Origin of the sequence: Streptomyces bluensis (assembly GCF_014650715.1) — a bacterium.
Taxonomy (GTDB): Bacteria; Actinomycetota; Actinomycetes; order Streptomycetales; family Streptomycetaceae; genus Streptomyces; species Streptomyces bluensis.
Genome location: NZ_BMVM01000001.1, coordinates 887,824 through 914,356, shown reverse-complemented (window position 1 = coordinate 914,356; position 26,533 = coordinate 887,824). Strand labels below are relative to the sequence as shown.

At 71.8% G+C, this 26,533-nt stretch carries 26 protein-coding genes; 10 read left to right on the top strand and 16 right to left on the bottom strand.

The window, feature by feature from the left end:
• Positions 1–17: 17 nt before the first annotated feature.
• The 3 genes from IE262_RS04155 to IE262_RS04145 form a co-directional block, all read right to left on the bottom strand.
• On the bottom strand, positions 18–1,043 hold the full coding sequence (locus tag IE262_RS04155) for a 6-phosphofructokinase (protein ID WP_131561904.1): 1,026 nt from the start codon (positions 1,041–1,043) through the stop codon (positions 18–20).
• Between the two features lie 177 nt (positions 1,044–1,220).
• Positions 1,221–1,949 (bottom strand): type 1 glutamine amidotransferase, encoded by a 729-nt coding sequence (locus IE262_RS04150; RefSeq protein ID WP_134031071.1) that lies wholly within the window; start codon positions 1,947–1,949, stop codon positions 1,221–1,223.
• Between the two features lie 38 nt (positions 1,950–1,987).
• Positions 1,988–3,226 carry a MurT ligase domain-containing protein gene (locus IE262_RS04145; protein ID WP_134031068.1) on the bottom strand — a complete coding sequence of 413 codons (1,239 nt, stop codon included), beginning with the start codon at positions 3,224–3,226 and terminating at the stop codon, positions 1,988–1,990.
• Positions 3,227–3,373: 147 nt separating this feature from the next.
• Between IE262_RS04145 and def the strand changes: the two genes are divergently transcribed.
• Entirely contained in the window at positions 3,374–3,913 is a 540-nt protein-coding gene (def, locus tag IE262_RS04140) for a peptide deformylase (RefSeq protein ID WP_134031065.1), read from the top strand.
• A 145-nt stretch (positions 3,914–4,058) separates the two neighbouring features.
• Here def and IE262_RS04135 read toward each other — a convergent pair whose 3' ends face one another.
• Entirely contained in the window at positions 4,059–4,697 is a 639-nt protein-coding gene (locus IE262_RS04135; protein ID WP_134031062.1) for a TetR/AcrR family transcriptional regulator, read from the bottom strand.
• A gap of 177 nt (positions 4,698–4,874) precedes the next feature.
• On the opposite strand from IE262_RS04135, the gene IE262_RS04130 reads away from it, so the two are divergent.
• Both IE262_RS04130 and IE262_RS04125 read left to right on the top strand, forming a co-directional pair.
• On the top strand, positions 4,875–6,101 hold the full coding sequence (locus IE262_RS04130; RefSeq protein WP_189871306.1) for an acyl-CoA dehydrogenase family protein: 1,227 nt from the start codon (positions 4,875–4,877) through the stop codon (positions 6,099–6,101).
• Positions 6,102–6,279: 178 nt separating this feature from the next.
• Positions 6,280–6,951: a thiaminase II/PqqC family protein gene (locus IE262_RS04125; protein ID WP_189871304.1), complete on the top strand. Its 672-nt coding sequence runs from the start codon at positions 6,280–6,282 to the stop codon at positions 6,949–6,951.
• A gap of 19 nt (positions 6,952–6,970) precedes the next feature.
• Here IE262_RS04125 and IE262_RS04120 read toward each other — a convergent pair whose 3' ends face one another.
• The 5 genes from IE262_RS04120 to IE262_RS04100 form a co-directional block, all read right to left on the bottom strand.
• Entirely contained in the window at positions 6,971–7,207 is a 237-nt protein-coding gene (locus tag IE262_RS04120) for a DUF6213 family protein (protein ID WP_131561917.1), read from the bottom strand.
• A gap of 25 nt (positions 7,208–7,232) precedes the next feature.
• Positions 7,233–8,618 (bottom strand): NADP-dependent succinic semialdehyde dehydrogenase, encoded by a 1,386-nt coding sequence (locus IE262_RS04115; protein ID WP_189871301.1) that lies wholly within the window; start codon positions 8,616–8,618, stop codon positions 7,233–7,235.
• 82 nt (positions 8,619–8,700) lie between these two features.
• Positions 8,701–9,177, bottom strand: coding sequence for an NUDIX hydrolase (locus IE262_RS04110; protein ID WP_134031051.1), 477 nt, complete (start codon positions 9,175–9,177; stop codon positions 8,701–8,703).
• Positions 9,174–10,712, bottom strand: a complete 1,539-nt coding sequence (locus IE262_RS04105; protein WP_189871299.1) for an ATP-dependent DNA ligase — start codon at positions 10,710–10,712, stop codon at positions 9,174–9,176. Before IE262_RS04105 ends, IE262_RS04110 begins: the two co-directional genes overlap by 4 nt.
• 53 nt (positions 10,713–10,765) lie before the next feature.
• Complete coding sequence (locus IE262_RS04100; RefSeq protein ID WP_189871297.1) at positions 10,766–11,740, bottom strand: NAD(P)/FAD-dependent oxidoreductase; 975 nt, start codon at positions 11,738–11,740, stop codon at positions 10,766–10,768.
• Between the two features lie 78 nt (positions 11,741–11,818).
• Here IE262_RS04100 and IE262_RS04095 point away from each other — a divergent pair, with 78 nt between their 5' ends.
• From IE262_RS04095 to IE262_RS04070, 6 genes are all read left to right on the top strand, one after another.
• Positions 11,819–12,397 (top strand): helix-turn-helix domain-containing protein, encoded by a 579-nt coding sequence (locus IE262_RS04095; RefSeq protein WP_134031041.1) that lies wholly within the window; start codon positions 11,819–11,821, stop codon positions 12,395–12,397.
• An 85-nt stretch (positions 12,398–12,482) separates the two neighbouring features.
• A complete protein-coding gene (locus tag IE262_RS04090) occupies positions 12,483–13,460 on the top strand; it encodes an NADPH:quinone oxidoreductase family protein (protein WP_189871295.1) in 978 nt (325 codons plus the stop codon).
• Positions 13,457–14,638 (top strand): acyl-CoA dehydrogenase family protein, encoded by a 1,182-nt coding sequence (locus IE262_RS04085; protein WP_189871294.1) that lies wholly within the window; start codon positions 13,457–13,459, stop codon positions 14,636–14,638. The genes IE262_RS04090 and IE262_RS04085 overlap by 4 nt, the downstream gene beginning before the upstream one ends.
• A complete protein-coding gene (locus tag IE262_RS04080) occupies positions 14,635–15,768 on the top strand; it encodes an acyl-CoA dehydrogenase family protein (protein ID WP_189871291.1) in 1,134 nt (377 codons plus the stop codon). Before IE262_RS04085 ends, IE262_RS04080 begins: the two co-directional genes overlap by 4 nt.
• A 207-nt stretch (positions 15,769–15,975) precedes the next feature.
• Positions 15,976–16,839: a phosphatidylinositol-specific phospholipase C/glycerophosphodiester phosphodiesterase family protein gene (locus IE262_RS04075; RefSeq protein WP_189871289.1), complete on the top strand. Its 864-nt coding sequence runs from the start codon at positions 15,976–15,978 to the stop codon at positions 16,837–16,839.
• Between the two features lie 117 nt (positions 16,840–16,956).
• Entirely contained in the window at positions 16,957–17,151 is a 195-nt protein-coding gene (locus IE262_RS04070; RefSeq protein WP_134031025.1) for a hypothetical protein, read from the top strand.
• A gap of 13 nt (positions 17,152–17,164) precedes the next feature.
• Here IE262_RS04070 and IE262_RS04065 read toward each other — a convergent pair whose 3' ends face one another.
• The 7 genes from IE262_RS04065 to IE262_RS04035 all read right to left on the bottom strand — a co-directional run bounded on the left by IE262_RS04065 (position 17,165) and on the right by IE262_RS04035 (position 25,075).
• Entirely contained in the window at positions 17,165–18,403 is a 1,239-nt protein-coding gene (locus IE262_RS04065; RefSeq protein ID WP_229877085.1) for a phosphodiester glycosidase family protein, read from the bottom strand.
• A gap of 76 nt (positions 18,404–18,479) precedes the next feature.
• On the bottom strand, positions 18,480–18,812 hold the full coding sequence (locus IE262_RS04060; protein WP_134031668.1) for a DUF779 domain-containing protein: 333 nt from the start codon (positions 18,810–18,812) through the stop codon (positions 18,480–18,482).
• A gap of 173 nt (positions 18,813–18,985) precedes the next feature.
• Positions 18,986–20,254 carry a glucarate dehydratase family protein gene (locus IE262_RS04055; protein WP_189871287.1) on the bottom strand — a complete coding sequence of 423 codons (1,269 nt, stop codon included), beginning with the start codon at positions 20,252–20,254 and terminating at the stop codon, positions 18,986–18,988.
• The gene (locus tag IE262_RS04050; RefSeq protein ID WP_189871285.1) at positions 20,251–21,159 is read right to left on the bottom strand and encodes a 5-dehydro-4-deoxyglucarate dehydratase; all 909 of its coding nucleotides are present in this window, start codon (positions 21,157–21,159) and stop codon (positions 20,251–20,253) included. Before IE262_RS04050 ends, IE262_RS04055 begins: the two co-directional genes overlap by 4 nt.
• Before the next feature lie 661 nt (positions 21,160–21,820).
• Entirely contained in the window at positions 21,821–22,810 is a 990-nt protein-coding gene (locus IE262_RS04045) for an HpcH/HpaI aldolase/citrate lyase family protein (RefSeq protein WP_134031016.1), read from the bottom strand.
• Positions 22,800–24,023, bottom strand: a complete 1,224-nt coding sequence (locus IE262_RS04040) for a CaiB/BaiF CoA transferase family protein (RefSeq protein WP_189871283.1) — start codon at positions 24,021–24,023, stop codon at positions 22,800–22,802. Before IE262_RS04040 ends, IE262_RS04045 begins: the two co-directional genes overlap by 11 nt.
• 56 nt (positions 24,024–24,079) lie before the next feature.
• A complete protein-coding gene (locus IE262_RS04035; protein ID WP_189871282.1) occupies positions 24,080–25,075 on the bottom strand; it encodes a LysR family transcriptional regulator in 996 nt (331 codons plus the stop codon).
• A 143-nt stretch (positions 25,076–25,218) separates the two neighbouring features.
• On the opposite strand from IE262_RS04035, the gene IE262_RS04030 reads away from it, so the two are divergent.
• Positions 25,219–26,532: a CitMHS family transporter gene (locus IE262_RS04030; RefSeq protein ID WP_166681553.1), complete on the top strand. Its 1,314-nt coding sequence runs from the start codon at positions 25,219–25,221 to the stop codon at positions 26,530–26,532.
• The last annotated feature ends 1 nt before the right edge of the window (position 26,533 follow it).

Below are 26,533 nucleotides of genomic sequence, written 5' to 3'. Positions count from 1 at the left end.
CTACCGACCGCGCACCCTCACAGCACGCACTCCGCCTCCGCGTACCGCTCCTCCGGCACCGTCTTCAACGTCTCCACGGCCTCGGCCAACGGCACCAGCACGATGTCGGTACCCCGCAACGCGGTCATCCGCCCGAACTCTCCCCGGTGCACGGCCTCCACCGCATGCCATCCGAACCGGGTGGCCAGCACCCGGTCGTACGCCGTCGGAGTACCCCCGCGCTGGACGTGCCCGAGGATCACCGGCCGTGCCTCCTTGCCGAGGCGCTGCTCCAGCTCGACGGAGAGCTGCCGGGCGATCCCGGCGAACCGCTCGTGGCCGTAGATGTCCTTGCCGCCCTCGTCGAACTCCATGGAGCCCGCCTTCGGCTTGGCGCCCTCGGCGGCCACGACAATCGCGAACCGCTTGCCCGCCGAGAACCGTTCGGCGACCCTCGCCGTCAACTCCTCGATGTCGAAGGGTCGTTCGGGGACGACGATGGCGTGGGCGCCGGCCGCCATGCCGGAGTGGAGCGCGATCCAGCCGGTGTGGCGGCCCATGACCTCCACGATGAGGACACGCTGGTGGGACTCGGCGGTGGTCTTCAGCCGGTCCAGGGCCTCGGTGGCCACGCCCACGGCGGTGTCGAAGCCGAAGGTGACGTCCGTGACGGCGATGTCGTTGTCGATGGTCTTCGGCACGCCGACGATCGGCAGGCCGTTGTCGGACAGCAGGCGGGCGGCCTTGAGAGTGCCCTCGCCGCCGATCGGGATGATCGCGTCGAGACCGAGTTCCTCGACGTGGCCCTTGGCCCGCTCCACCCCGTCACGCAGGTGTTCGGGACGGACCCGGGAGGAGCCGAGGATCGTGCCGCCGCGAGCGAGGATGCCGCTCACCGCGTCGAGGTCGAGCTTGAGGTAGTCGCACTCCAGGAGACCCTTCCAGCCGTCCCGGAAGCCGATGACCTCGTCGCCGTGGTCGACGACGGCACGGTGTACGACGGACCGGATGACGGCGTTCAGCCCGGGGCAGTCGCCGCCCGACGTGAGGACACCAATGCGCATAGCCCGAAACACCTTCTCCACGTGGGCCGGGAACCGGACCACCCTGTCCGGCAGGATCGCGGCCACCCTACCGGCGGGAGGGGGCAGGCCCGTACCGGCCGTCCGCCTGCTGGACGCCCCCGCACACCTGAGCGGTGCCCTGGTCAGACGGGCCGCCGTACGGGCCGCCGTACGGGCTCACGCAGGCTGCTGCGCGGCCGCGATGCGCTCGTTGCGCAGGGCCTCGTACCAGCGGTCGTCGGTCGGCGGCAGCGCGTTCACGTCGAGCGCCAGCTTCAGCAGCAGATCCGCGATCTGCGGGTTGCGGGCGAGCACGGGGCCGTGCATGTAGGTGCCGAAGACGGTGTCGTTGTACGCGCCCTCCGTGCCGTCCCCGGTGCCGTTGCCCTTGCCGATCTTCACCTGTGCGAAGGGGCGGGCGGTGGGGCCGAGGTGCGTGACGCCCTGGTGGTTCTCGAACCCGGTCAGCGGCGGCAGGCCGAGGCGCGGGTCGATGTCGGCGAACACGTCACCGACGCAGCGCTCGCCCTCGCCGCGCGTCGAGGTCACGTCGAGCAGGCCGAGGCCGGGCTCGCGCTGCCCGAGGTCGTTGATGAACTCGTGGCCGAGGATCTGGTAGCCGGCGCACACCGAGAAGACGATCGCCCCGTTCTGCACGGCCTGGTACAGGTGGCCGTCGCGCCGCAGCCGCTCGGCCGCGAGCCGCTGCGGACGGTCCTCGCCGCCGCCGATCAGGTAGATGTCACCCGAGGTCGGGATCGGCTGGTCGCTGCGCACGTCGAGCCGTGCCACGTCGAGCCCGCGCTGGCGTGCCCGGCGCTCCACTACGAGGACGTTGCCCTGGTCGCCGTACGTGCTGAGCAGGTCCGGGTAGACCCAGACGACCCGCAGGCTGTTGTCGCTCATGAAGTCAGTGCCCCTCTGAGTCGTTCGTGGTCGGGTGCTCAGTTGCCGACGTGGCGGCGCAGGTCCTGGAACGCGGTGTAGTTCGCGATGACCTCGATGCGGCCCGGCGGGCACATCTGCACGGCCTGGTCGATGTTCTCGCAGACCTGGAAGTGCTGGTTCGCCACCTCAAGTCGCACCGCGAGGTCCAGCTTCCGGTCGCCGATCACGAAGATCGGGTGCCCGGTCAGCCGCGTGTAGTCGACGTCCCACAGCCAGGAGGTGTCGGTGCCGTCGGCGCCGCGCGCGTTCACCGAGAGGATCACCGGGGCCGGCGGCGGGTCGATCAGCGAGAACGTCTCCAGCCAGCCGGCCGGGTTCTTGGCGAGCAGCAGCCGCAGGTCGCGCTGCATGAACTGCACGACGTCGTATCGGCCCGCCACCGCCTGCACCTGGTACATGCGCTCCAGGGCGACCTGCGGCGGCACGCCGAAGACGGCGGCGACGGCGGCCGAGGAGGCCGCGTTGGCCTTGTTCGCCCGGCCCGGCAGCTGGAGGTGGATCGGCCAGGCGGAGCCGTGCGGGTCCAGGACGTGTTCGCCGGACAGCGCCCAGCTCGGTGTGGGGCGGCGGAAGCCGCACTCGGCGCAGTACCAGTCGTCGCCGGGGCGCTGCATCACACCGCCGCAGGACGGGCAGGACCAGGCGTCGTCCTTCCACATCTGGCCGGCGGCGACCCAGATCACGTTCGGGGAGGAGGACGCGGCCCACACCACCAGCGGGTCGTCGCAGTTGGCGACCACGACCGCCTTCGACCCGGCCAGTCCCTCACGCCAGTTCTCGGCGAGCATGCGGGTCTCGGCGGCGCGGTCGAGCTGGTCGCGGGAGAGGTTCAGCAGCGCGATGCACTTCGGGGCCGTGTCGCGTGCCACTCCGGCGAGATACTTCTCGTCCACCTCGATGACGCCGTATCGGGCGTCGGAGCTGCCGGCCAGGGCCGAGGTGATGCCCGCGGGCATGTTGGCGCCGAGCGCGTTCGACACGACCGGGCCCGCGGCGCGCAGGGCCTCCGCGATTAGGCGGGTGGTCGTGGTCTTGCCGTTGGTCGCCGAGACGAGGATCACATCCAGGTTCTGGGCCAGCCGGGCGAGGAGGTCCGGGTCGAGTTTGAGCGCCACCCGGCCGCCGATCACCGACCCGCTTCCGCGACCCGCCGCGCGCGATGCCGCCGCGACCGCCTTGCCGGCGGTCACGGCGATCTTGGCCCGCGGCGTGAGCGGGTCCGAGTTGCCTGCCATCAGTTCTCGATCCTCCTTGCGAGCACGCCTCGCCTGAGCCTCTCGGCACCATGGTGTGGACCTCAGCCTATCGAGATCCACTCACACGCCCGAATCGTGGCACCACCCCGGCACCCGCGTGACAGGCAGGACCGTACCCTTGCGGCCATGCGAAACGGCTCTATCCCCGGCGCCCGAGGGCGTGTGCGGCCCATGACCCTGTTCGGGGACCCCGTTCTGCACGCACCGTGTGAAGAAGTCACGGATTTCGGACCCGAACTGGCAAGTCTTGTGGAGGACATGTTCGCCACGATGTACGCGGCGCGGGGTGTGGGCCTGGCGGCGAATCAGGTGGGCGAGCGCTCGCGGGTGTTCGTCTACGACTGCCCGGACGACGAGGAGGCGCGGCATGTCGGGCACGTGGTCAATCCGCGGCTCGTCGAGGCGGGCGGGGTGGTGCTGCGCGGGCCCGAGGGGTGTCTGTCGCTGCCGGGTCTTGAGGCGGGGACCGAGCGGTACGACGAGGCCGTGGTCGAGGGTTTCACCGTGGACGGTGATCCGGTGCGGGTGCGGGGCACCGGCTTCTTCGCACGGTGCCTGCAGCATGAGTGCGATCACTTGGAGGGCCGGGTGTATGTGGACCGGCTCACGGGGTGGCGGAGGTGGAGGGCGGGGCGGCAGGCCGCGCGGGCACCGTGGGGGCGGTGACGCTTCGGCGGGTGCGGGGCCGTTGCGGCCGATCGCGCCCACGCCGCGACAGCCGCACACCGATCACGGCACCGCGCTCCCGGAAGACCGCGCGGTTCTCCGCTTCCGTGGCGAACGCGCGGTTCCCCGCGGAGGGGGCCGGAGATCAGAACCCGGGCCCGCCGACCTTGTCCCCCGCCGCCGCCAGGCGGCCCCAGAGCAGGTCCGCCAGGCTGCGTACCAACTCGGCCCGTGTGCAGGGGCGTTCGCCCAGCCACCAGTCGCCGGCCGCGTGCATCATGCCGACGATGCCGTGGCCCCACACCCGCGCGAGCTGCTCGCCTGCCGGGCCGAGGTCGAGTCGGTCCCCGATGACCTGGGCGAGTTCCTCACCCATGCGGCGCAGCAGAGGAGCGGAGTGCTTGCCCACGTCGAAGCCCTCGCTCTGCTGACCGCCCTCCGACGGATGCATCAGAAAGCGGTACACCTGCGGACGTGCCTCGATCGCGGTCAGGTAGGCGTCGAGTGTCTGCTCGACCCGTTCACGGCGCTCCGCCGGGGCGTCCAGTGCCGCCCGCAGCGAATCGAGGAGTGCGTCGGTGTGGCGCTTGGCGAGGGCGGCGTAGAGCCCTCCCTTGTCGCCGAAGTGCCGGTACAGGATCGGCTTGGTGATGCCCGCCTCGGCGGCGATGGCGTTCATCGAGGCCCCGGGGCCGTCGCGGAGCACCACTCTGTCGGCGGCCTCAAGGAGCTCGCGCCGGCGGTCGGCGGACCGTGCCTGATCCGTCCGCTGTGTGGTGTCCATGTGCTTCTCCCCACCCGTTCCGATTCGGTGACGCTTGCGCAAACTAACACTCATGGGCGCGTGCCGATCGAAGATCGAATGGGCTGTCGAGCCCGTCGCGGGAGTTGACTTTTCCTACCAGTCGGTAACAAACTGCCGTTACCATAGGTAACACCTTAGTGCAGTGCTGGAGGGGTCATGCCCGAGTTCACGATGGACCTCAATGAGGAACAGAAGGAGGTCCGCGACTGGCTCCACGGGTTCGCCGCCGATGTGATCCGCCCCGCGGCCGCCGAATGGGACGAGCGCGAGGAGACTCCCTGGCCGGTCATCCAGGAGGCCGCCAAGGTCGGCATCTACTCCCTGGACTTCTACGCCCAGCAGTACTTCGACCCCACCGGCCTCGGCATCCCCATGGCCATGGAGGAACTGTTCTGGGGTGACGCGGGCATCGCCCTGTCCATCGTCGGCACCGGCCTCGCCGCCGTCGGCGTCCTCGCCAACGGCACCGAGGAGCAGATCGGCACCTGGATCCCCCAGATGTACGGCGACGCGAGCGACGTCAAGGTCGCCGCTTTCTGTTCCTCCGAGCCCGACGCCGGCTCCGACGTCGCCTCCATGCGCACGCGTGCCGTGTACGACGAGGCCAAGGACGAGTGGGTGATCAACGGCACAAAGACCTGGGCGACCAACGGCGGCATAGCCAACGTCCACGTCGTTGTCGCCGTCGTCGACCCGGAGCTCGGCTCCAAGGGGCACGCCTCCTTCATCGTGCCGCCGAACACGCCGGGCCTGTCCCAGGGGCAGAAGTTCAAGAAGCACGGCATCCGCGCCTCGCACACCGCCGAGGTGGTCCTGGAGGACGTCCGCGTTCCCGGCTCCTGCCTCCTCGGCGGCAAGGAGAGGCTCGACGAGCGGCTCGCCCGCGCCCGCGAGAAGGCGAGGGCCGGGGGCGAGCGCGTGAAGAACGCGGCGATGGCCACGTTCGAGGCGTCGCGCCCCGCGGTCGGCGCCATGGCCGTGGGTACGGCCCGTGCCGCGTACGAGGTCGCCCTCGACTACGCCAGGACCCGTGAGCAGTTCGGGCGGCCGATCATCGACAACCAGGGCGTCGCGTTCCAGCTCGCGGACATGCGGACGTCCGTCGACGCGGCCCGGCTGCTGGTGTGGCGGGCCTCCTGGATGGCGGTCAACGGGAAGCCGTTCACCGCGGCCGAGGGCTCGATGTCCAAGCTGTTCGCCAGCGAGACGGCGAAGAAGGTGACCGCGCAGGCGATCCAGATCCTGGGCGGGAACGGGTACACGCGCGAGTACCCGGTGGAGCGGATGCACCGGGACGCGGCGATCTACACCATCTTCGAGGGCACGAGTGAGATTCAGCGGTTGGTGATCGCGCGTACGTTGTCGGGAATGCCGATCCGGTAGTGCCGCCGGGGTGCCCGCCCTCCGCCGGCCCCGCGGCCGGCGGAGGGGCGCACCATGATCACCGTCCACGATCACCCGACTGCGTGAGGATCTCTCGCCCGACTACTCCCCACCGGGCAACCGTGTCAGGGTCGAAGAGCGGTGAGACGGACCCGCGGCAGCCACGAGGGAGTGCGCGATGACGCTGACGGCCAGGGAACTTCTGGACACCACCACCGGAAGGCTCGCCCCGGATCCGGGCACCAACCGGCTGCTGCCGCTGATCGCCCGCGGCGCGGCAGGACGCGACACACTCGCCGCGCTGGCCCTCGAACAACGCCATGTGATCGCCGCGGACCGGCGCTCGTTCCGTCATCTGGCCGAACGGTCGGCCGCCGAGGAGCCCGCGAGCGTGCCCTTCTTCGAGCTGCTCGCCGAGGGCGAGGAACTGGCCGCTCAGCGGCTGGGGGCGTTCGCCGGGGCGTGCGGCGTGGAGGAGGCGCGGGCCGTGGAGTACGAGCCGCTGCCGGGCTGCCAGGCCTATCCCTCGTACGTGGCCTGGCTGGCGCTGGACGGCGAACCGGCCGATGTCGTGCTCGCGCTGAGCGCCAACTTCTCGGCGTGGGGCGGCTACTGCGCGACGATCGCGGACGCCCTGCGACGGCACTACGGCTTCAGCGACGAGGCCTGCGGTTTCTTCGACTTCTTCGCCGAGCCCGCACCGGAGCTGGACCAGCGGGCGCGGGAGGCGGTGCAGGCGGGACTGGACGAGGGACGCATCGACGAGCATCTGGTACACCGCTACGGCCGTCTGCTCCAGAGCTACGAGACGATGTTCTGGCACACGCTGTGGGAGCTGGAACAGCGCTGAGCGAGGTCAGAACAGTGCCCTAGCCGGCCGGGCCGCTGCTGTGGGCGATGCAGGCCACGTCGATGCGGTCGGCCAGCTTGGCGAGCTCGATCGTGAGGGTCGCCACCGTTTCCTCGTCGAGCCCGTCCTCACCCGCCTCCACCAGGTGCAGCCACCGGCCGCCCACCGTGCGCAGCAGCTTGCTGACGTCGGCGGCCGCCACCTGCAACGTGCCGCGGTTGTCGACGATCAGAGGCAGAGTCACTTCGCGGTTCACAGAAGGGATCGTAGCTGCGGAACGCTCACGCCCCGTGCCACACGGTGGTGATGTTGCAGAACTCGCGTATCCCGTGTCCCGACAGCTCCCGCCCGTATCCGGATCGCTTGGCTCCGCCGAACGGGAACGCGGGGTGGGACGCCGTCATCCCGTTGACGTACACCCCGCCTGCCTCCAGGTCGCGGACGAACCGGTCGACCTCGGTGGCGTCACGCGTCCACACGTTCGAGCTCAGTCCGAAGGGCGAGTCGTTCGCGACCGCGACCGCCTCGTCCAGGTCGGCGACCCGGTACAGGGTGGCGACCGGTCCGAAGGCTTCCTCGCGGTGGACGCGCATCTCGCGGGTCACGCCGGTGAGGACCGTGGGCGGGTAGTACCAGCCGGGTCCCTCGGCGCGCACCCCGCCGCACAGGACCGTGGCGCCGCCCTCCACCGCGTCGACGACCAGCTCCTCCAGGTCACGGCGGCCCTGCTTGCTGGAGAGCGGCCCGACGTCGGTCTCCTCCTTCATCGGGTCGCCCACCTTCAGTGCCTTCATGCCCTCGGTGAAGCGTTCGGCGAAGGCGTCGAACACGTCCGTGTGCACGATGAACCGCTTGGCGGCGATGCACGACTGCCCGGTGTTCTGGACACGCGCCGTCACCGCGGTCTTCGCGGCCCGGTCGATGTCCGCCGACGGCATCACGATGTACGGGTCGCTGCCGCCCAGCTCCAGGACCGTCTTCTTCACCTCGTCCCCGGCGACCGAGGCCACGGAGCGGCCCGCCGGCTCGCTGCCGGTGAGCGTGGCGGCCCTGACCCGAGGGTCGCGCAGGACGCCCTCCACGGCGCCGGAGCCGATGAGCAGCGTCTGGAAGCAGCCCTCGGGGAAGCCCGCGCGGTGGAACAGGTCCTCCAGGTACAGGGCGGTCTGCGGCACGTTCGAGGCGTGCTTGAGCAGGCCCACGTTGCCCGCCATCAACGCGGGCGCGGCGAACCGGATCACCTGCCACAGCGGGAAGTTCCACGGCATCACCGCGAGCACCGGGCCCAGCGGCCGGTAGCGCACCAGGACGCGCGAGGCGCCGGAGTCCTTCACATCCGACTCGTCGGGCTCCTCGTCGGCGAGCAGCTCCGCCGCGTGGTCGGCGTACCAGCGCATCGCCTTCGCGCACTTGGCGGCCTCGGCGCGGGCCTGCCCGACCGGTTTGCCCATCTCGGTCGTCATCACACGGGCCACGGCATCCGTGTCCTCGTCGAGGAGATCGGCGGCCCGGCGCAGCAGGCGGGCGCGCTCGTCGAAGGAGCTGGTCCGATAGGTGCGGAACGTGCTCTCGGCGGTGGCGAGCCTGCGCTCGGTCTCCTCCTCGCTCAGCGCGTCGTAGGTCTTGATGGTTTCACCGTTCGCCGGGTTCACCGTCGCGATGGGCATGGCCGGCCTCCTCAAGGACGGACGGGCTGTGTCGTGGCCTTCCCGCGCGGCAACGGGGCGCGGTGGCCCATGCGACGCGGGGTCAGCCCGGGCCGTCCGAGTGCTCCGCCAGCCGGTCCAGAAACACCGCCTGCGCCCTGACGATCACCTCGCGCGCCAGGTCGAGGGCCAGCCACTCCACACGGTCCAGTTCGGGGAACTCCTGGACCCGTCCCGACCTCGGCGGCCACTCCATGCGGAACGTCCCCGGCACCACGGTCGCCGGATCGAGGTCGGCCTCGACCGCCCAGGCGGTGACGACCTTGCCGCCCGTCTGCCGCACCTCGCCCAGCGGCACGGCCTCCCCGACCGGCGGCGGAACGCCCAGCTCCTCCTGGAACTCGCGGCGGGCCGCGTCCCGGGCCGGCTCGTCGGGCTCGTACTCGCCCTTCGGCACCGTCCACGCCCCGGCGTCCCGCCGGGCGAAGAACGGGCCGCCCATATGGCCGAGCAGCACTTCCAGACCGCCCGCCGCGCGCCGGTACAGCAGCAGGCCCGCGCTTCGCCGTGCCGTCGTCACCGGGTCACCTCCGGGTGCGCGGCGAGCAGCGTCTCGACGGTGTCGGCCTCGGCGGGGGACTTGTCCTCCCGGTAGCGCACGACACGGGCGAAGCGGAGCGTGACACCGGCCGGGTAGCGCGTGGAGCGTTGCAGACCGTCGTACGCGATCTCCACGACGAGCTCGGGGCGCACGGTGACGACCCAGCCGTCGTCCTCGACGGCCAGCTCCTTGAGCCGTTCGGTCTGCCAGGTGAGCATCGCGTCGGTCATGCCCTTGAACGTCTTGCCCAGCATCGCGAAGGAGCCGTCCGGGGCGCGGGCGGCCAGGTGCAGGTTGGAGAGCTTGCCCGTGCGGCGGCCGTGGCCCCACTCGGCGGCCAGGACCACCAGGTCGAGGGTGTGCACCGGCTTCACCTTCAGCCAGGACGCGCCGCGCCGGCCCGCGCTGTAGGGGGCGTCGAGGGCCTTGAGGACGACACCCTCGTGGCCGCGCCGCAGCGTCTCGGCGAGGAACTCCTCCGCCGCGCCGAGGTCGTCGGGTCCGTGCGCGAGCGCGCGACGCACCCGCATCGGCTCGGGCACCAGCCGGGCCAGCTCCGCGTGCCGCTCGGCGAACGGCAGGTCGAGCAGGTCCCGGCCGTCGACGGAGAGCGCGTCGAAGAAGACCGGCGAGACGGGCATCTCCCGGGCCGCCGTCGCCACGTCCGTCCGGGAGCCCACCCGCCCGGCGGTCTCCTGGAAGGAACGCGGCCGCCCGTTCCCGTCCAGCGCGATGACCTCCCCGTCGAGGATGAACCGCGCGCCCCTCAGCGCCAGGGCGGCCGAGGTGAGTTCGGGCAGCCGGTCGGTGATGTCGTCGAGGGTGCGGGTGAAGAGCCGTACGGAGTCGCCGTCGCGGTGGACCTGGACGCGGATGCCGTCCAGCTTCTCCTCGACCGCGCAGGAACCGAGCTTCCCGACACCCTCCGCCACCGAGGACGCGGTGTGCGCCAGCATCGGCAGCACCGGACGGCCCACGGTGAGCCGGAACCGGTCCAGGGCGGGCGAGCCGTCCGCGAGCACCGCCTCGGCCACCGCCTGCAGCGAACCGGCGAGCATCACGGCACGGCGTACGCCGGCCGCGGGCGCCCCCGTCGCCGCCGCGAGCCCCTCGACCGCCAGCGCGTCCAGGGCGCCCTGCCGGACCTCACCGGTGAGGAGCCCGAACAGGAACCGCTGCTCGTCGTCGGTGGCCGCGGCCAGCAACTCGCCGACCAGGCGCCTGCGTTCGGCCTGCGATCCGGCGCCGGTGACGGAACCGATCCGGGTCAGCCGAGCGTCGACCTCCCGCACGGTCAGCGAGGGTTCGACGGCGGGCGCGATGTGCTGGTTGAGGAGCTTCCAGCCGATGCCGAGCCGCCCCTGAGGCAGGCGGCCCGCCAGATACGGGATGACGATCGGCACGTCGTCCGCCTCCGCGTCCCGGAACAGTTCGGCGAGCAGAGCCGTCTTCCGGGAGCGCGCCGAGCTGGCGGCGATCTCCCGGGACACACGGGCGAGCCGGGCGAACAGCATGCAGCCATGGTGCATCGCGGGCGGCCGGACGACACCCGGACGGCCGCCTCGGACTACACCCGGACGGCCGCCTCGATGTCCTCCATGACCAGCTCGTTGTTGATCGTGCCCGCGGCCTTGTAGCCGTCTCCGGCCGCGTGCACCACCTGCTGGGTCATGAGCGTCGCGTTGCCCGCCGCCCACACGCCCGGCACCGTGGTGCGGCCCGTCTCGTCGACCGCCGGGGCCATGCCGAACGGGGTCTCCTTCATCTCCGCGCCCAGCCGCTCCAGCAGCGCCGTCCGCGGGACGAGGCGGGGCGCGACGAAGACGGCCGACCGCGCGTGGACGGTGCCGTCGGCGAGCCGTACGCCGGTCAGCCGGTCGTCCTCGACGACGAGCTCCGCGACCTCGCCGGGCACGACGTGCACACCGGCGGCCGCCAGCCTGCGCAGGTCCTCGTCCGAGAGGTCCGCCTCGGCCGTGGTGTGCGGGAACAGGGTCACGTCCTTCGACCACTGGGTGACCAGCAGCGCCTGGTGGACGCTCATGGGTGAGGTGAGGATCACCCCGAAGGGCAGGTCGCGGACCTCCCAGCCGTGGCAGTACGGGCAGTGGAGCACATCCCGCCCGAAACGCTCGGCGACTCCCGGGACGGGCGGCAGTTCGTCGGCCAGCCCCGTGGCGACGATCAGCCGCCGGGCGCGCACGGTCCGGCCGCTCGCCAGCTCCACGGCGAAGTCCTCACGGCGGGTCACGTCCACCGCCTGGTCGTGGACCAGTTCGACGCCGTACGACGCCACCTCTTCCCGTCCGACCGCGAGGAACTCCGCCGGCGGCATGCCGTCCCGCGACAGATAGCCCTGCATGTGTGCGGCGGGCGCGTTGCGCGGCTCGCCCGCGTCGACCACGAGCGTCCGGCGCCGGGCCCGGCCCAGGACCAGGGCGGCGGACAGTCCGGCCGCGCCACCGCCGATGACGATCACTTCGTACGTCTCGGTCCCGTACGTCTGGGTCCCGTACCTCTCAGTCCCGTACTTCTCGGTCATGGTGACCACCTCCGCTCCCGACAGTCGTCCGAGTACCCCCGCATTGACAAACGCCTTTGCCGAAACTGCAATGTCCGTATGAGTGACGACACGCACGAGGTTCTCGCCGAGGTCGGTCCCCGGCTGCGGCGCGTCCGCAAGGAGCGCGGTGCGACGCTCGCCGGCCTGTCCGAGGCCACCGGTATCTCGGTGAGTACCCTCTCGCGGCTGGAGTCGGGCCTGCGCAAGCCCAGCCTGGAACTGCTGCTGCCCATCGCCCGCGCCCATCAGGTCCCGCTGGACGAACTGGTCGGCGCCCCGCCCGTGGGCGATCCGCGGATCCGGGCCGAGCCGATCGTCATGCACGGCCGGACCCACTGGCCACTGACCCGCCAGCCGGGCGGGCTCCAGGCGTTCAAGGTGCTCGAACCGCAGCGCAGGCTCGAACCGGACCCTCGGGTGCACGAGGGCTACGAATGGCTGTACGTGCTGTCCGGGAAGCTGAGGATCGTGCTGGGCGAGCACGACGTGGTGCTCACGGCGGGGGAGGCCGCCGAGTTCGACACCCGGGTGCCGCACTGGTTCGGGTCGACGGGGGAGGGGCCGGTGGAGTTCCTCAGCCTGTTCGGGCCGCAGGGGGAGCGGATGCACGTCCGGGCGCGGCCCAGGAAGCGGTGACGCCCCTGAGGTTCCCCCAGGGGCAAGCGACCGCTTAGTATGCACGGGCGACCCCGCTCAGACGACGCAGTCCTGTGGAGGCCCCATGCAGGCATGGCACGTGCACGAGAACGGCGAGCCGAGCGAGGTGATGCGGCTCGCCGACGTCGAACGGCCCACGCCCGGCGACGGCCAGGTCCTGCTGAAGGTGCGCGCGGCGAACATCAACTTCCCGGACGCGCTGCTGTGCCGCGGGCACTACCAGGTCAGGCCCCCGCTGCCGTTCACGCCCGGCGTGGAGATCTGCGGCGAGACCGAGGACGGGCGCCGGGTCCTCGCCACCCCCGCGCTGCCGTACGGCGGACTCGCCGAATACACCGTCGCGGACGCCGCGGCCGTCCTGCCCGCGCCCGAGGCGCTCGACGACGCCGAGGCCGCCGCGCTGCACATCGGCTACCAGACGGGCTGGTTCGGCCTGCACCGGCGGGCCCGTCTTGAGGCGGGGGAGACGCTGCTCGTCCACGCTGCCGCGGGAGGAGTCGGCAGCGCCGCCGTGCAGCTCGGCAAGGCCGCGGGCGCCACCGTCATCGGTGTCGTCGGCGGGGCCGGCAAGGCAGCCGTGGCACGGGAGCTGGGCTGCGACGTCGTCGTCGACCGGCGCACCGAGGACGTCGTCGCGGCGGTGAAGGAGGCCACCGGCGGACGCGGCGCCGACGTGATCTACGACCCGGTCGGCGGGGAGGCGTACACACAGTCCGCCAAGGTCGTCGCCTTCGAGGGCCGGATCGTGGTCGTCGGCTTCGCGAGCGGATCGATCCCCAGCCCGGCCCTCAACCACGCCCTGGTGAAGAACTACTCGATCCTGGGCCTGCACTGGGGCCTGTACCGCACCCGGAACCCGAAGCTGGTCCTGCACTGCCACGAGCAGCTCACCGAACTGGCCGCGCGGGGAGCGATCAAACCGCTGGTCAGCGAGCGTGTGCCGCTCGGCGGGGCGGCCGGCGCCGTACAGCGGGTCGCCGACGGCAGCACCACCGGCCGGGTCGTCGTGGTCCCCGGACCGGCCGAGGGGGAAGCGGTATGACCGACGCGACCGAACTGCGCCGCCGCACCCAGGAGTTGTTGGCGTCCCACCCACCCGCCACCACCGGGCGCCTGGACTTCCTCAGGGCCCGCTTCGACGCGGGACTGGCCTGGGTGCACTACCCGGAGGGACTCGGCGGCCTCGGCGCGCCGCGCTCCCTCCAGGCCGTCGTGGACGCCGAGTTGGAGGCCGCGGGCGCCCCCGACAACGACCCCCGGCGCATCGGTATCGGCCTCGGCATGGCCGCGCCCACCATCCTCGGCTTCGGCACGGACGAGCAGAAGCGACGCTTCCTGCGCCCCCTGTGGACCGGCGAGGAGGTCTGGTGCCAGCTCTTCAGCGAGCCGGGCGCAGGGTCCGACCTCGCCGCGCTCGGTACGCGTGCCGTGCGGCAAGGTGACAGATGGGTGGTCAACGGGCAGAAGGTGTGGACGTCCAGCGCTCATCTGGCCCGCTGGGCGATCCTCATCGCCCGCACCGACCCGGACGTGCCCAAACACCGGGGCATCACGTACTTCGTCTGCGACATGACCGACCCGGGCGTCGAGGTCCGTCCACTCAGGCAGATCACCGGCGAGGCCGAGTTCAACGAGGTGTTCCTCACCGACGTCCGCATCCCCGACGCGCGCCGCCTCGGCGAGATCGGTGACGGCTGGCGGGTCGCACAGACCACGCTGATGAACGAGCGCGTCTCCATCGGCGGCATGCGGCTGCCGCGCGAGGGCGGCATGATCGGCCCGGTCGCGAGGACCTGGCGCGAACGCCCCGAGCTGCGCACGCACGACCACCACCAGCGGCTGCTGACGCTGTGGGTCGAGGCCGAGGTCGCCCGGCTCACCGGGGAACGGCTGCGCCAGCAACTCGTCGTGGGCCAGCCCGGCCCCGAGGGCTCCGGCATGAAGCTCACGTTCGCCCGCCTCAACCAGGAGATCAGCGGTCTGGAGGTCGAACTCCTCGGCGAGGAGGGCCTGTCGTACGACGACTGGACGATGCGGCGCCCCGAACTCGTGGACTTCACCGGCCGTGACGCCGGCTACCGCTACCTGCGCTCCAAGGGCAACAGCATCGAGGGCGGGACCAGCGAGGTCCTGCTGAACATCGTCGCCGAGCGCGTCCTCGGGCTGCCCGCCGAGCCGCGCACCGACAAGGACGTCGCTTGGAAGGACCTCGCCCGATGAGCCCCGAGAGCCCCGAGAGCCCCGAGAGCCCCGACGGCCCCGTGGACACGCGGCCCGACCTGCTCTACACGGAGGAGGAGGACGCGCTGCGCGCCGCCGTCCGCGACCTGCTCGACGACCACTGCGACGCGGCGGGCGTGATCGTGCGCACCGAGTCGGACGCTCCGCACGACCTGGAGCTGTGGAAGGCGCTCTCCTCTGACATGGGCCTCGCGGGACTGCTGGTGCCCGAGGCGCGGGGCGGCCAGGGCGCCACTCACCGTGAAGCCGCCGTCGTGCTGGAGGAGCTGGGCCGCGCGGTCGCCCCCGTGCCGTACCTCACCAGCGCCGTCGTCGCCACCGAGGCCCTGCTGGCCTGTGGTGGCGTCGAGGACCTGCTGGCCGAACTGGCGTCGGGACGGACCATCGGCGCCCTCGCCGTCGCGCTGAACACCGCGCCGGGCGGCCCCTACAAGGTCGTACGGCAGGAAAACGGCACACTCCACGGGGAGTTGACCGCCATCGCGGACGCGGCCGTCGCCGACGTGCTGCTCGTTCCCGCGGACGACGGCGGGCTGTACGCGGTCGACGCCTCCGCTGCCACCGTCATACCCCGGGTGTCCCTGGACCTGACCCGCCCACTCGCGAAGGTCGTCCTCCACGGGGCACAGGGACGTCGTCTCGGCGACGCCGAACCCGCCGTACGACGCGCCCTTCGTGCCGGAGCCGGGCTGCTGGCCTCCGAACAACTCGGCCTCGCCGAATGGGCGTTGACCGAGACGGTCCGCTATCTGAAGGAGCGCAGGCAGTTCAACCGGCCCGTCGGCGGCTTCCAGGCACTCAAGCACCGGCTCGCCCAGCTGTGGCTGGAACTCGTCAGCCTGCGGGCGGCCGCCCGCAACGCCGCCGACGCCCTCGCCACGGGCAGCGACGACACCGACGTGGCGGTGGCCGTGGCCCAGGCCTACGCGGCGCCCGTCGCGGTCCACGCCGCCGAGGAGGCACTCCAGCTGCACGGCGGGATCGGCATGACGTGGGAGCACCCCGTGCACCTGTACCTCAAGCGCGCCAAGGCCGACGCGATCGCGTACGGCACGGCCGGCGGCCACCGCGCGGCGCTGGCCGAACTGGTCGACCTGCCCGCACCCTGACGTACACCTGGGAGAAGCCTGCGTAACGCCCACGAGAAGGCCATGAAAAGCCCGCCCCACCTCAGGCGGGCTTTTCCGTGTGCACCGCACGGACGAAGTGAACGGAGGACGGCAGTCCGGCCAATTGCCCGCACAGCACTGCGCTTTGGGGCGTACAGGACTCCATACTCACTGGCGTCCGGTACGGCACTTCCAGGGAGGCAGAACATGGCCCTCACCACCCGCCGCAGAGCCCTCACGACCCTCGGCGCCGCCCTCGCGGGTTCCGTCGCCCTCCCCGCCGCCCACGCGTGGGCGGGCGACGGGAAGCACGGCCCGCGCCCGCTGTGGCGCGCCCACGCGCACAACGACTACGAGCACCCGCGCCCCCTCTTCGACGCCCTCGACCACCGCTTCGGAAGCGTCGAGGCCGACATCTACCTCGTCGAGGGACAACTCCTCGTCGCCCACGACCCCGAGGACCTCGACCCGGCCCGCACCCTCGAATCCCTCTACCTCGATCCGCTCGCGGCCCGGGTGAAGGCCAACCGGGGGTCCGTGTACCGGGGGCACCGGGGGTCCTTGCAGCTCCTCATCGACATCAAGACCGAGGGCTCCTCGACCTACCTGGAACTCGACCGCCATCTTGCGCGCTACCGGCACCTGTTCACGACGTACGCGCACGGCCGCGTGTACCCGTGCCCGGTCACCGCCGTCATCTCCGGCGACCGCGCCGCCCGGCCGCCCATGGAGGCGCAGACCGTGCGCCGCGCCTTCTACGACGGCCGCCTCGCCGACCTCGGCAGCTCCGCGCCCGCGTCGTTCGTCCCGCTCATCAGCGACAACTGGACGCTCAACTTCACCTGGCAGGGCGTGGGCCCGTTCCCGGACGCCGAGCGGGCGAAGCTGCGCGACATCGTCTCCAGGGCGCACGCGCGAGGCCAGCGGATCCGCTTCTGGGCGACGCCCGACCAGCCGGGCCCGGCCCGTGACGCGCTGTGGGGCGAACTCCTCGCCGCCGGTGTCGACCACCTCAACACCGATGATCTCGCGGGACTCCAGGCGTTCCTGGACGCGCACGAGCGGCCGTAGGGCCGCGGAAGCGGACACCACACGTTCGGAGGACACGTCAGCCGCCCGGACGAACCCTCCGCTACGCCACACTTACGGCCGAACGCCGCGAAGCGGACGTGGCGGAGGAGGTTGACGATGGCCGTTTCCATCTCGGTGGTAGTGCTGCTTCTGGTCCTGGCGGTGGTGTTCCTGCGCAATGGCACGCTGAAGCTCTCGCACGCCGTGGTCTGCATGCTGCTCGGCTTCTATCTGGCCAGTTCGAGCATGGCCCCGACCATCCACAACGGGCTCACGGCCACGGCGGACATCGTGAGCAGCCTCAAACCGTGACACCCGCCAGACCTCAGGGGTGTTCTTGGCGTGAGAACACCCCGATGCCGTTCGGTACGGGGCGTTCGGCGCCGCCACTGGGGTGGTTCCACACGGAGACGCTATTCGCGCCCGGTTCGCGTGCGACCAGCGTGCTCGAACCGCCGCCGTCCAGGCCGAACGCGTCCGTCGCGCCCAACCGGCGCATGGTTTCGGCCACCTCGGCGATGGTGAGTCCCGTGCGGAACTCGGGCGCCCCGTCCAGGGCGAGCAGCAGCATCCGGCGCCCGCCGTTCGCGATGCCGGCGGCCGTGCGCACGGCCGAGACGGTGTCGTCGAGGCCCGGCAGCGGCCGGCCGCCGGCGAGGACCGGGCTGCCGCCGATCGCGAAGGCGTACGGGACGCGCGCCTTCGCCGCCACGAGCCGGTGCCGAACCGTGACCCGCTCGCCCGCCGACAGCTCGCGCAACTGCTGGGCGCCCGCCTCCCGGCCGACCAGGACGGTGGTGCCGGAGGAAATGGGTCCCCGGCCCGGAGACCCGGCCGTCGCCACCACCCGGCCGTCAGTGACCGTCACCTCATAGGTGTCCGTGCTGCACGGCGCCGACCGGTCCGTGTCCGTGCCGCACACCGCCCGCTCCCGGGAGACATCGCCCCAGTCCGAGGTGAACGCGCCGATGGAACCCTCCGGCAGCGCGTACTGGTTGAGGCCGCGCAGCGGCAGGTCCCCCTCGTCCGTCCCGATCGAGCCGTCGAGCGCGAGCCGGTCCAGGCGGGCCGTGCGGTCGGTCCCGACGCCGAACACCTCCTCGGTGGTCGTGCCGGGCGGCAGGGCCGGGCCGAAGCGCTGGCCGTTCGGGACCGCGGCCTTGAGCTGGCGCCCGTCCGCGACCGCCGGGCCGACCGGCGCGCCCGTGGCCTCGACGCCCGGGTGCTGCGTCTCGGTGATGTTGAAGAAGTCGCCGTTGATCCCCGCGACGGCACCCGCCGTGTCGGCGAGTTGTGAGACGGCGGCCCGTGCCGCCACCACCCCGGGGTACAGGAGACCGACCCGTACGTGCGGGGCGCGCAGATCGATGCTCAGCACATGGGCGTGCGCCACACCTTTTGCCGCCACGATGTCGAAGTCGGTGTACTCGACGCCCGGCGCGACCTCGGTGGCGGCCGGCGCGGCACTGGCCGGCGCCGCGCCCACGAGGGCGGCACCGGCCAGCACGTTCCAGACCGCGAGAACCGTCAGTGCCGTTCTGAACCGTCCGATCCGACGCGTCACGGCGCCCCCCTGATGTCTCGTCAACTGTCCCAGCACTCACGGGCAGTGCACCAGACACCGGGCGCCATGACGGTGGCTAGGCGTCGACGACTCGGGAACGGATCAGAAAACGCACTCCTTCGGGTGCTTCCAGGGAGAAGCCGCTGCCCCGGCCCTCGACGACGTCGACGATGAGCCGCGTATGGCTCCACACCTCGTACTGGTTCCGTGACATCCAGAACGACACCCGCTCCTCCACACCCTCGACCGCCAACTCGGCCAGCAGCACGTCGGAGCCGCCCGTACGGAACTCGCCCTCCGGGTAGCACATGGGCGCGCTGCCGTCACAGCAGCCGCCCGACTGGTGGAACATCAGCGGCCCGTGAGCGGCACGCAGCCGCCGGACGAGGTCGGCGGCCGCGGGGGTCAGTTCGACGCGGGGGACGACGCCGGTCCGCGGGACGGCCTGTGGGGTGGTTGCGGGCGTGGTCTGCGGGGTGGTCTCCGGTTCGGTCACGGGGCATCGCTCCTCGGGTCGGCGGTTCCAGCCAACCCGCTGTCACGTTGCGCCGAGGTTGCACGTCCCCGCAGACCCGGCAGGGGTCACCAGCGGGGGAGCCTCAGCTCGTAGTCCGGCTGGACACGGCGCATGTAGCCGGTGTCGTCGCGGGCCCGCATCCCGGAGTCAAGGTAGAGGCGGTGCAGGCGGTCGAGGGCCTCGTGGTCGAGCTCCACGCCGAGGCCGGGACCCGTGGGGACCGCGACCGCTCCATCACGCAGTTCCAGGGCGCCCGGGACGATCACGTCGTCGGCCGAGTTCCACGGGTAGTGCGTGTCGCAGGAGTGGTCGAGGTTGGGGATGGTCGCGGCGACATGGGTCATCGCGGCGAGGCTGATGCCCAGGTGCGAGTTGGAGTGCATCGACAGCGCGATGCCGAACACCTCGCAGACCGCGGCCAGTTCACGGGTCCGTCGCAGCCCGCCCCAGTAGTGGTGGTCCGTGAGGAGCACCTGGATCGCGTTCTGCTCGATCGCGGGCCTCAGGTGTTCCCACGCGACCACGCACATGTTGGTGGCCAGCGGCATCGGGGAGTCCTTGGCGACCTCGGCCATGCCGGGGATCGTCGGGGTCGGGTCCTCCAGGTACTCAAGGACACCGTCGAGTGCGCGGGCGACGTACTTCGACGTCTCCACCGTCCACGCCGTGTTCGGGTCCAGGCGCAGCGGCCGGCCGGGGAACGCCTCCGCGAGGGCCCGGACGGCGGCGATCTCCTCGTCCGGCGGGAACACCCCGCCCTTCAGCTTGAACGAGCGGAAGCCGTACCGCTGCTGCATCAGCCGGGCCTGCTCGACGACGCCCGCCGGGTCGAGCGCCTCGCCCCAGTCGTCGCCCACGGCCGGGCGGCCGTCCAGCGCCGGATGCTCGGCCCACTTGTAGAACAGGTACGCCGCGAACGGCACCGAGTCGCGGACCGTGCCCCCCAGCAGATCGCTGACCGGACGCCCGAGCAGCTTGCCCTGCGCGTCGAGGCAGGCCACCTCGACGGCCGAGGTGGTCCAGCCGCGCTCGTGCGAACTGGGCACCGTGGGCAGGAGAGCGGCGTCGATCGCGGCGCAGACGGCGGTCGTGTCGAAGACATCCAAGCCGACGACTGCCTTCGCGGCGGTCAGGAGCCGTTCCAGGCGTACCTCGCCGCCCGTTGACTCGCCGAGGCCCACCGTGCCGTCCTCCAGGACGAGTTGGAGGACGCAGCGCAGGGCGAGCGGTTCGTGGACGCCGGTCGCGTTGAGCAGGGGCGGGTCGCGGAAGGCGATCGGGGTGACGATCAGTTCGCGGATACGGGTCCCGGGGGCCCCCAGGGTGGTGCTCATGCGTGAATCGCCTCCAGCCCGCGGTCGATCAGTTTCGTCAGCCGGTCCCTGTGCTCCGGAGTGGGGTCGAGCAGGGGTGCCCGCACGCCGCCGACGTCCAGGCCGCGGAGGGTCACTCCGGCCTTGACCAGCGAGACGGCGTATCCGGGAACCTCGTCGCGGAGTTCGACGAGAGGCTTGTAGAACTCGTCGAGCAACGTGGCGACCAGTGTGTCGTCGCCCTCGGCCAGGGCGCGGTGGAACGCCGTCGCGATCTCCGGGGCGAAGGCGAACACCGCGGAGGAGTACAGCTCGACGCCGATCCCTCGGTAGGCGGATGCGGTCATCTCGGCGGTGGGCAGACCGTTGAAGAACTGGAAGTCCTCGGTGCCCGGCACGGCACGTACCGCCCGGACGATGCGGTGCATGCGCTCGATGTCGCCGAGGCCGTCCTTGAGGCCGGCGACGGACGGCAGCGCGGCGATCTCGGCGGCGGTGGCCTCGGTGAGGCGGGCCGTGCCGCGCTGGTAGAACACGACCGGCAGGCTCGTGGCCGCCGTCACTTCTCTGACGTACCGGACCAGGCCCTGTTGCGGTGCGTTCACCAGGTAGGGCGGCAGCAGCAGGATGCCGTCGGCGCCCGCGCGTTCGATGCGGGTGGTGTGGTCGCGTGCGACCGGCACGGGGCCGCCCGCGGCGGCGAGGACGGGCGTGCGCCCGGCGGTCGTGGTGACCGCGACGTGTGTGGCCCGTTCGATCTCGTCGGCGGACAGTGCGTGGAACTCACCGGTGCCGCAGGCGACGAAGACGGCTCCCGCACCTGCGGTGACGCCGGCCTCGATGTGCTGGGCGAGCCGTTCCTCGTCCAGTGAGCCGTCTGCGGAGAACGGCGTGACCGGGAAGAACAGCACTCCTTGGAACTTCATGTCTCCCTCATACGTGGCGGGGCCCCTCTCGACACGGGTGCCGTCCACATATCTGAACTCGCTTCATGCATCTAAATGGCTGGAGGCAAGCTAAGACTTCGATTCCGTCACGTGTCAAGGTGTGTTCGATGTTTTGGGTTTCGCCCCCGCCGCCCCTACCCATTCCCGTCCCCTGGGTGCTGCCGCCCCCAGACCCCCGCTTGTCGGCCTGAACGGCCTCGTCCTCAAACGCCGGACGGGCTGGAAAGCCGCCCGCGGCCGCTCAGCACCCAGCGCCGCCCGACATTCCAGTGCCGCCCGGACAATCCAGCGCTTCCCCCATAAACCAGCGCTGCCCCGGCAATCCAGCGCCGTCCGGACAATCCAGCTCTGCCGTACAAGTCAGCCCCGCCCGCACAATCCAGCCCCTCCGGCGTTTGAGGAGCGGGGGTCCGGGGGCCGGCCCCCGAAGAGGGGGTCGGGGGCGCAGCCCCGGAATCGGGGGTCAAGGGGGCGGAGCCCCTTGGGGGCGGGGTCGAAGGGGCGGAGCCCCTGGGGATGGGACGGGTAGGGGCGGCGGGGGCGAACAAACCGGTGACCCGACAAGCCGTCGGTCTGGGCGGGGCGGGCGCCGTCGTGGTGCGGTGCCGTGGAGTCTTGGGGGACGGCCGTTCGACGGCCGCTACGCTCCCGCGCCGCCGAAGCCGCCGCGGTGCCGCGCGAGCACCTGGCGGGACGCCGCCGCCATGGCCTCGTCGATCATGCGGCCCTCGAAGCGGATCGCGCCGGAACCCTCGGCCTGGGCCTTCTCCACCGCGGCGATCAGCCGTTCATGGCGCGCGAGTTCGTCCCCGTCCGGAGAGAACACGTCGTTGACGATGCCGACGTGCGACGGGTGGATCACCATCATGCCCTCGTAACCGAGCCCACGGTTCTGCTCCGCGAAGCGGCGCAGGCCCGCCAGGTCCGCGATGTCGGCCCACAGGCCGGACACCGGGTGCGGAGAGCCGGCGGCGCGGGCGTCGAGGAGAACGCGGGCGCGCAGGTCACGGGTCTCGGTGCCGTCGGCGCTCCAGCGGTAGCCGACGGCACGCTCGACGTCGCCCCCCGGCGCCGTCAACGCGCCGAGGTGCGCCACGCGGGTGGCCGCCCGGCCGATGTCGTACGCCTCCCGCAGCGCACGTGCCGTCTCCAGGAGCGGGACAAGCGCGAAGTGCCCTTCGGGCAGGCCGTGTTCGCGCTCGCACCAGGCAAGGAGACGGTCGGCCAGCCGAATGTCGTCGGCGCTCGACACCTTGGGCAGCACGATGCCGTACAGGCCGGGGCGGGCCACCGCGCGCAGTTCGTCGGCGCTCGCCCAACCGGCCGCCGTGTTCAGGGCGTTGACCCGGACGAGCAGCCGCATTCCCCTGCCGTACGACCGGGACACGGCCTCGGCCACCCCTGCCCGTGCCGCGGCCTTCGCGTCGTCCGGTACCGCGTCCTCCAGGTCCAGGATCGCCGCGTCGGCGCCCGCCGCCTCGGCCTTGGCGAGCCAGCCCGTACGGTTGCCGGGCACGAAGAGGAGTGAACGCAGCGGGGCACGGGCGGGTACCCGGCCGTCGTACGAACCCCCAGCCGTCACCCCGCTCCTCGCGTCGGCCGTCGCGTCGGTCGTCGCCTCAGATGACACCCGACTCCTCCAGCTTCGCCCGCCGGTCGTCGTCGAGGCCGAGCCACTCGCCGTACACGAGGTCGTTGTCCGCGCCGAGCGCCGGGCCGGTGCGCCACACCGCGCCGGGAACCTGGCGGAAGTGCGGGATCACCGCCTGCATGCGTACGGGGCCGAGGTCGGGGTCGTCCACGGTGATGATGTCCTCGCGTTCGGCGTACACGGGGTCGGCGGCGATGTCCGCGGCGTCGAAGACGCGGGACGCCACCACCTCGGCGCGCTCGAACTCCGCCAGGCACTCGGCGGTGGGACGCGCGGCGATCCAGGCGCGCAGGCCCTCGTCGAGGCGTTCGCGGCCGGCGTGCTGCTGCTCGGTCGTGGCGAACTCCTCGTCCGGCAGGCCCAGCAGCCGGGCCACGTTGCGTACGGACCGCAGGGTGGCGGAGGTGACGGTCAGCCAGTCGCCGTCGCGGCTGCGGTAGGTGTTGATGACGGCGGCCGGGGCCACGGCCAGCTGGTTGCCGGCGCGCATCGGAGCGTCGCCCAGTTGGTCATGGGCGATCACCTGCCACTCCACCAGCCGGAACAGCGGCTCGAAGAGCGCGAGGTCGATCCACTCCCCGTCGAATTCCGGGTCCGTGGCGCGGCGGTGCAGGGCGGCCAGGATCGCGTACGCGCCCATCAGGCCGGTCACGGCGTCCCCGTGCGAGAAGCCGGTGTGCACGGGTGGCCCGTCCGGGAAGCCGGTCAGGTGCACGACCCCGCTGCGGGCCTCGCCCATCTTGCCGAAGCCGGGGGCGTCCGCCCGCGACGAGGTGGCGCCGAAGCCGGAGATCTGCAGCAGCACGGCCTTCGGATTGAGCGCGTGGACCGCCTCCCAGTCCAGGCCCCAGGCGCGCAGCCGCCCGGCCCGCAGGGTCACGATGACCACATCGGCCCAGGCCACCAGGGACCGGGCCACCTCCCGGCCCTCCTCGCGGTGCAGATCCAGCGTCACCGACCGCTTGTTGCGGCCCGCGACCTTGAACCAGAGGGGGACCCCGTCCCGTTTCGGCCCCATCGCCCGCGCCGCGTCCCCCGCGCCGGGCGGCTCCACGTGCACCACGTCCGCCCCCTGGTCGGCGAGCATCGCCCCGGCGAGCGGTCCGGCCACGACGTGGGCGAACTCCACCACCTTCAGGCCCGTCAACTGTCCCTGCCGTGCGCTGCCGCGCTCCTCGTTGCGGTCGTCCATGCAGTTCAGGCTGCGGGGTGGGTCGTATGCGAGTCCAGCAAGGAACGGGGATCAATTCATGCGGATACCGCATCGGTCGGCGGGGGTGGCGTCCCCGTACGGCCGGAAGGAGCCGGGGACTCCTCCGACTCCCACGAAACCCCCTTCGGCAGGTCGTGGCCCGAGGCCCGGAACTCGTCCAGCTGTTCCAGGAAGGCGCGTGCCCCGGGCGGCAGGCTCCGCCGCGCCGGCAGGACGACGTACAACTGCCGTTCCACCACCGGGTCCACCAGCGGGCGCCGTACCCACTTCCCGGGCGCCACCAGCGGGTGCACGAGCGCGGGCATGGCCGAGACCCCGAGCCCGGCGGCGACCAGGCCGCCGACCGTGGCCACGCTCCCGGCCTCGGCCGCGGGCCGGGCCTCGACGCCCGCCTGCGCGAACGCCGCGTCGGTGATGCGGCGCACGCTGGAGTCCGTGCCCACCGCCAGGAAGGGCTCGCCGCCCAGGTCCCGCCAGGTCACCTCGTCCCGCTCGGCCAGCGGATGCCCCTCGGGCAGCACCGCGTCGAACCGGTCCCGGACCAGCGGCCGGAGCTCGATGCCGGGGGTGCGGGGGCGGGCCACCGTCGTCACCGCGAAGTCGGCGTCCCCGTCCACGACCCGCTCCAGGACGAAGCGTTCCAGGCCGTCCAGGATCCGTACGGTCACCTCCGGGCGGCGCTTCCGGAAGGCCGAGATCACCGGGGGCAGCAGGACGGCGGCGGGGGAGGGCAGCGTCGCCAGCGCCACCGTGCCGCGCTCACCGGTCACGTACCGGCCGAGCTGGGCCAGTCCGGCGCGATGGGTGGCGAGGATCTGGTCCGCCACGCGCAGCGCCTCCTCGCCCGCCGGAGTGAGCTGCACGTTACGGGTGTCGCGCTCCAGCAGTCGCATGCCGAGCGTGCGTTCCAGGTCGGCGACCGCCCGGCTCAGCGACGACTGGGACACATGCATCTCGGCGGCGGCCGCGGTGAAGCTCACGGCCCGGGCCACCGCGGCGTAGGCGGCGAGCTGGCGCAAAGTAACGTCCATGGCCGGGAGCGTAGGCGCGCGGGCAGCCGTAGGGAACTGATGCGCTAAACGCATGGACAGATCTGTGTTCAATGCTGGACGCGGATCTTTCACCGCTCCGAAACTCATCGGCAACACCGGCCGGACTAGGAAGTGGGCGGATCATGCTGGCGGCACTGGGCTTCTGCACCATCGGGGCTTTCCTGCTCCTGACCATGACCAAACGCGTGTCCGTCCTGGTGGCCCTGGTGCTGCTGCCGGTGCTCGCCGCACTGGCCAGCGGGCACGCCGACGAGATCGGGCCGATGGCGCTCAAGGGGCTCACCCAAGTCGCGCCCACCGGCATCATGATCGCGTTCGCGGTCCTCTACTTCAGCCTGATGATCGACGCCGGGCTCTTCGAACCCCTGATCCGCGCCATCCTCAGGGCGGCCCAGGGAGATCCGGTACGTATCGCGGTGGGCACGGCCGTGCTCACCATCTGCGTCGCACTCGACGGGGACGGCGCCTCGACGTTCCTGATCACCGTCTCGGCCCTGCTGCCCGTCTACCGGCGCCTCGGGATGAGCCGTCTGGTGCTCGCCGGAATCGTCTGCCTCGGCGCGGGTCTGATGAACCTGGTGCCCTGGGGCGGTCCGACGGCACGCGCGGCCGCCGCCCTGAAGCTCGACACGTCCGACATCATCACGCCCCTCCTGCCCGCCCTGGGCGCGGGCATCGTCTGGGTACTGTTCGCCGCGTACCTCATCGGCCGCCGGGAACGCCGCAGGCTCGGCGAACTGGAGCCCGCGGAGCGTACCGAGGTCCCCGAGCCGGTGGGCGACGGCCCCGGCACACCCCGTGTGACGGCCGCCCGGCACCCCGCACTGACGGTCTTCAACCTGGTGCTGACCCTCACCCTGCTGGTGCTGCTGGTCCTGGAAACCATGCCGCTGCCCGTGCTGTTCGTGCTCGCCTTCATCATCGCGCTGCTCGTCAACCACCCGCGCTGGGAGGACCAGCAGGCCCTGCTGGAGAAGCACAGCAAGAGCGTCGTCCTCGTCACCTCCATGATCTTCGCGGCGGGCGTCTTCACCGGCATCCTCGGCGGCACCGGAATGATCGGGGAGATGGCCCAGGCGATGGTCGACGTCATCCCCGACGCACTCGGCGGGCACCTGCCGGTCATCGTCGCCGTCACCAGCATGCCGCTCAGCCTCGTCTTCACCCCCGACGCCTACTACTTCGGCATCCTGCCCGTGCTCGCCGGAACCGCCGACGCCTTCGGCACCGACAGCGCCGAGATCGCCCGCGCCGCCGTCCTCGGACAGATGACGACCGGCTTCCCGCTCAGCCCGCTCACCGCCGCCACCTTCATCCTCGTGGGCATGACCGGCGTACAACTCGGCGAACACCAGCGCTTCATCTTCCGCTGGGCGTTCGGCACGACCCTCGTGATGACGGCTGTGGCACTCGCCACGGGCGCGCTGCCGCTGTGAG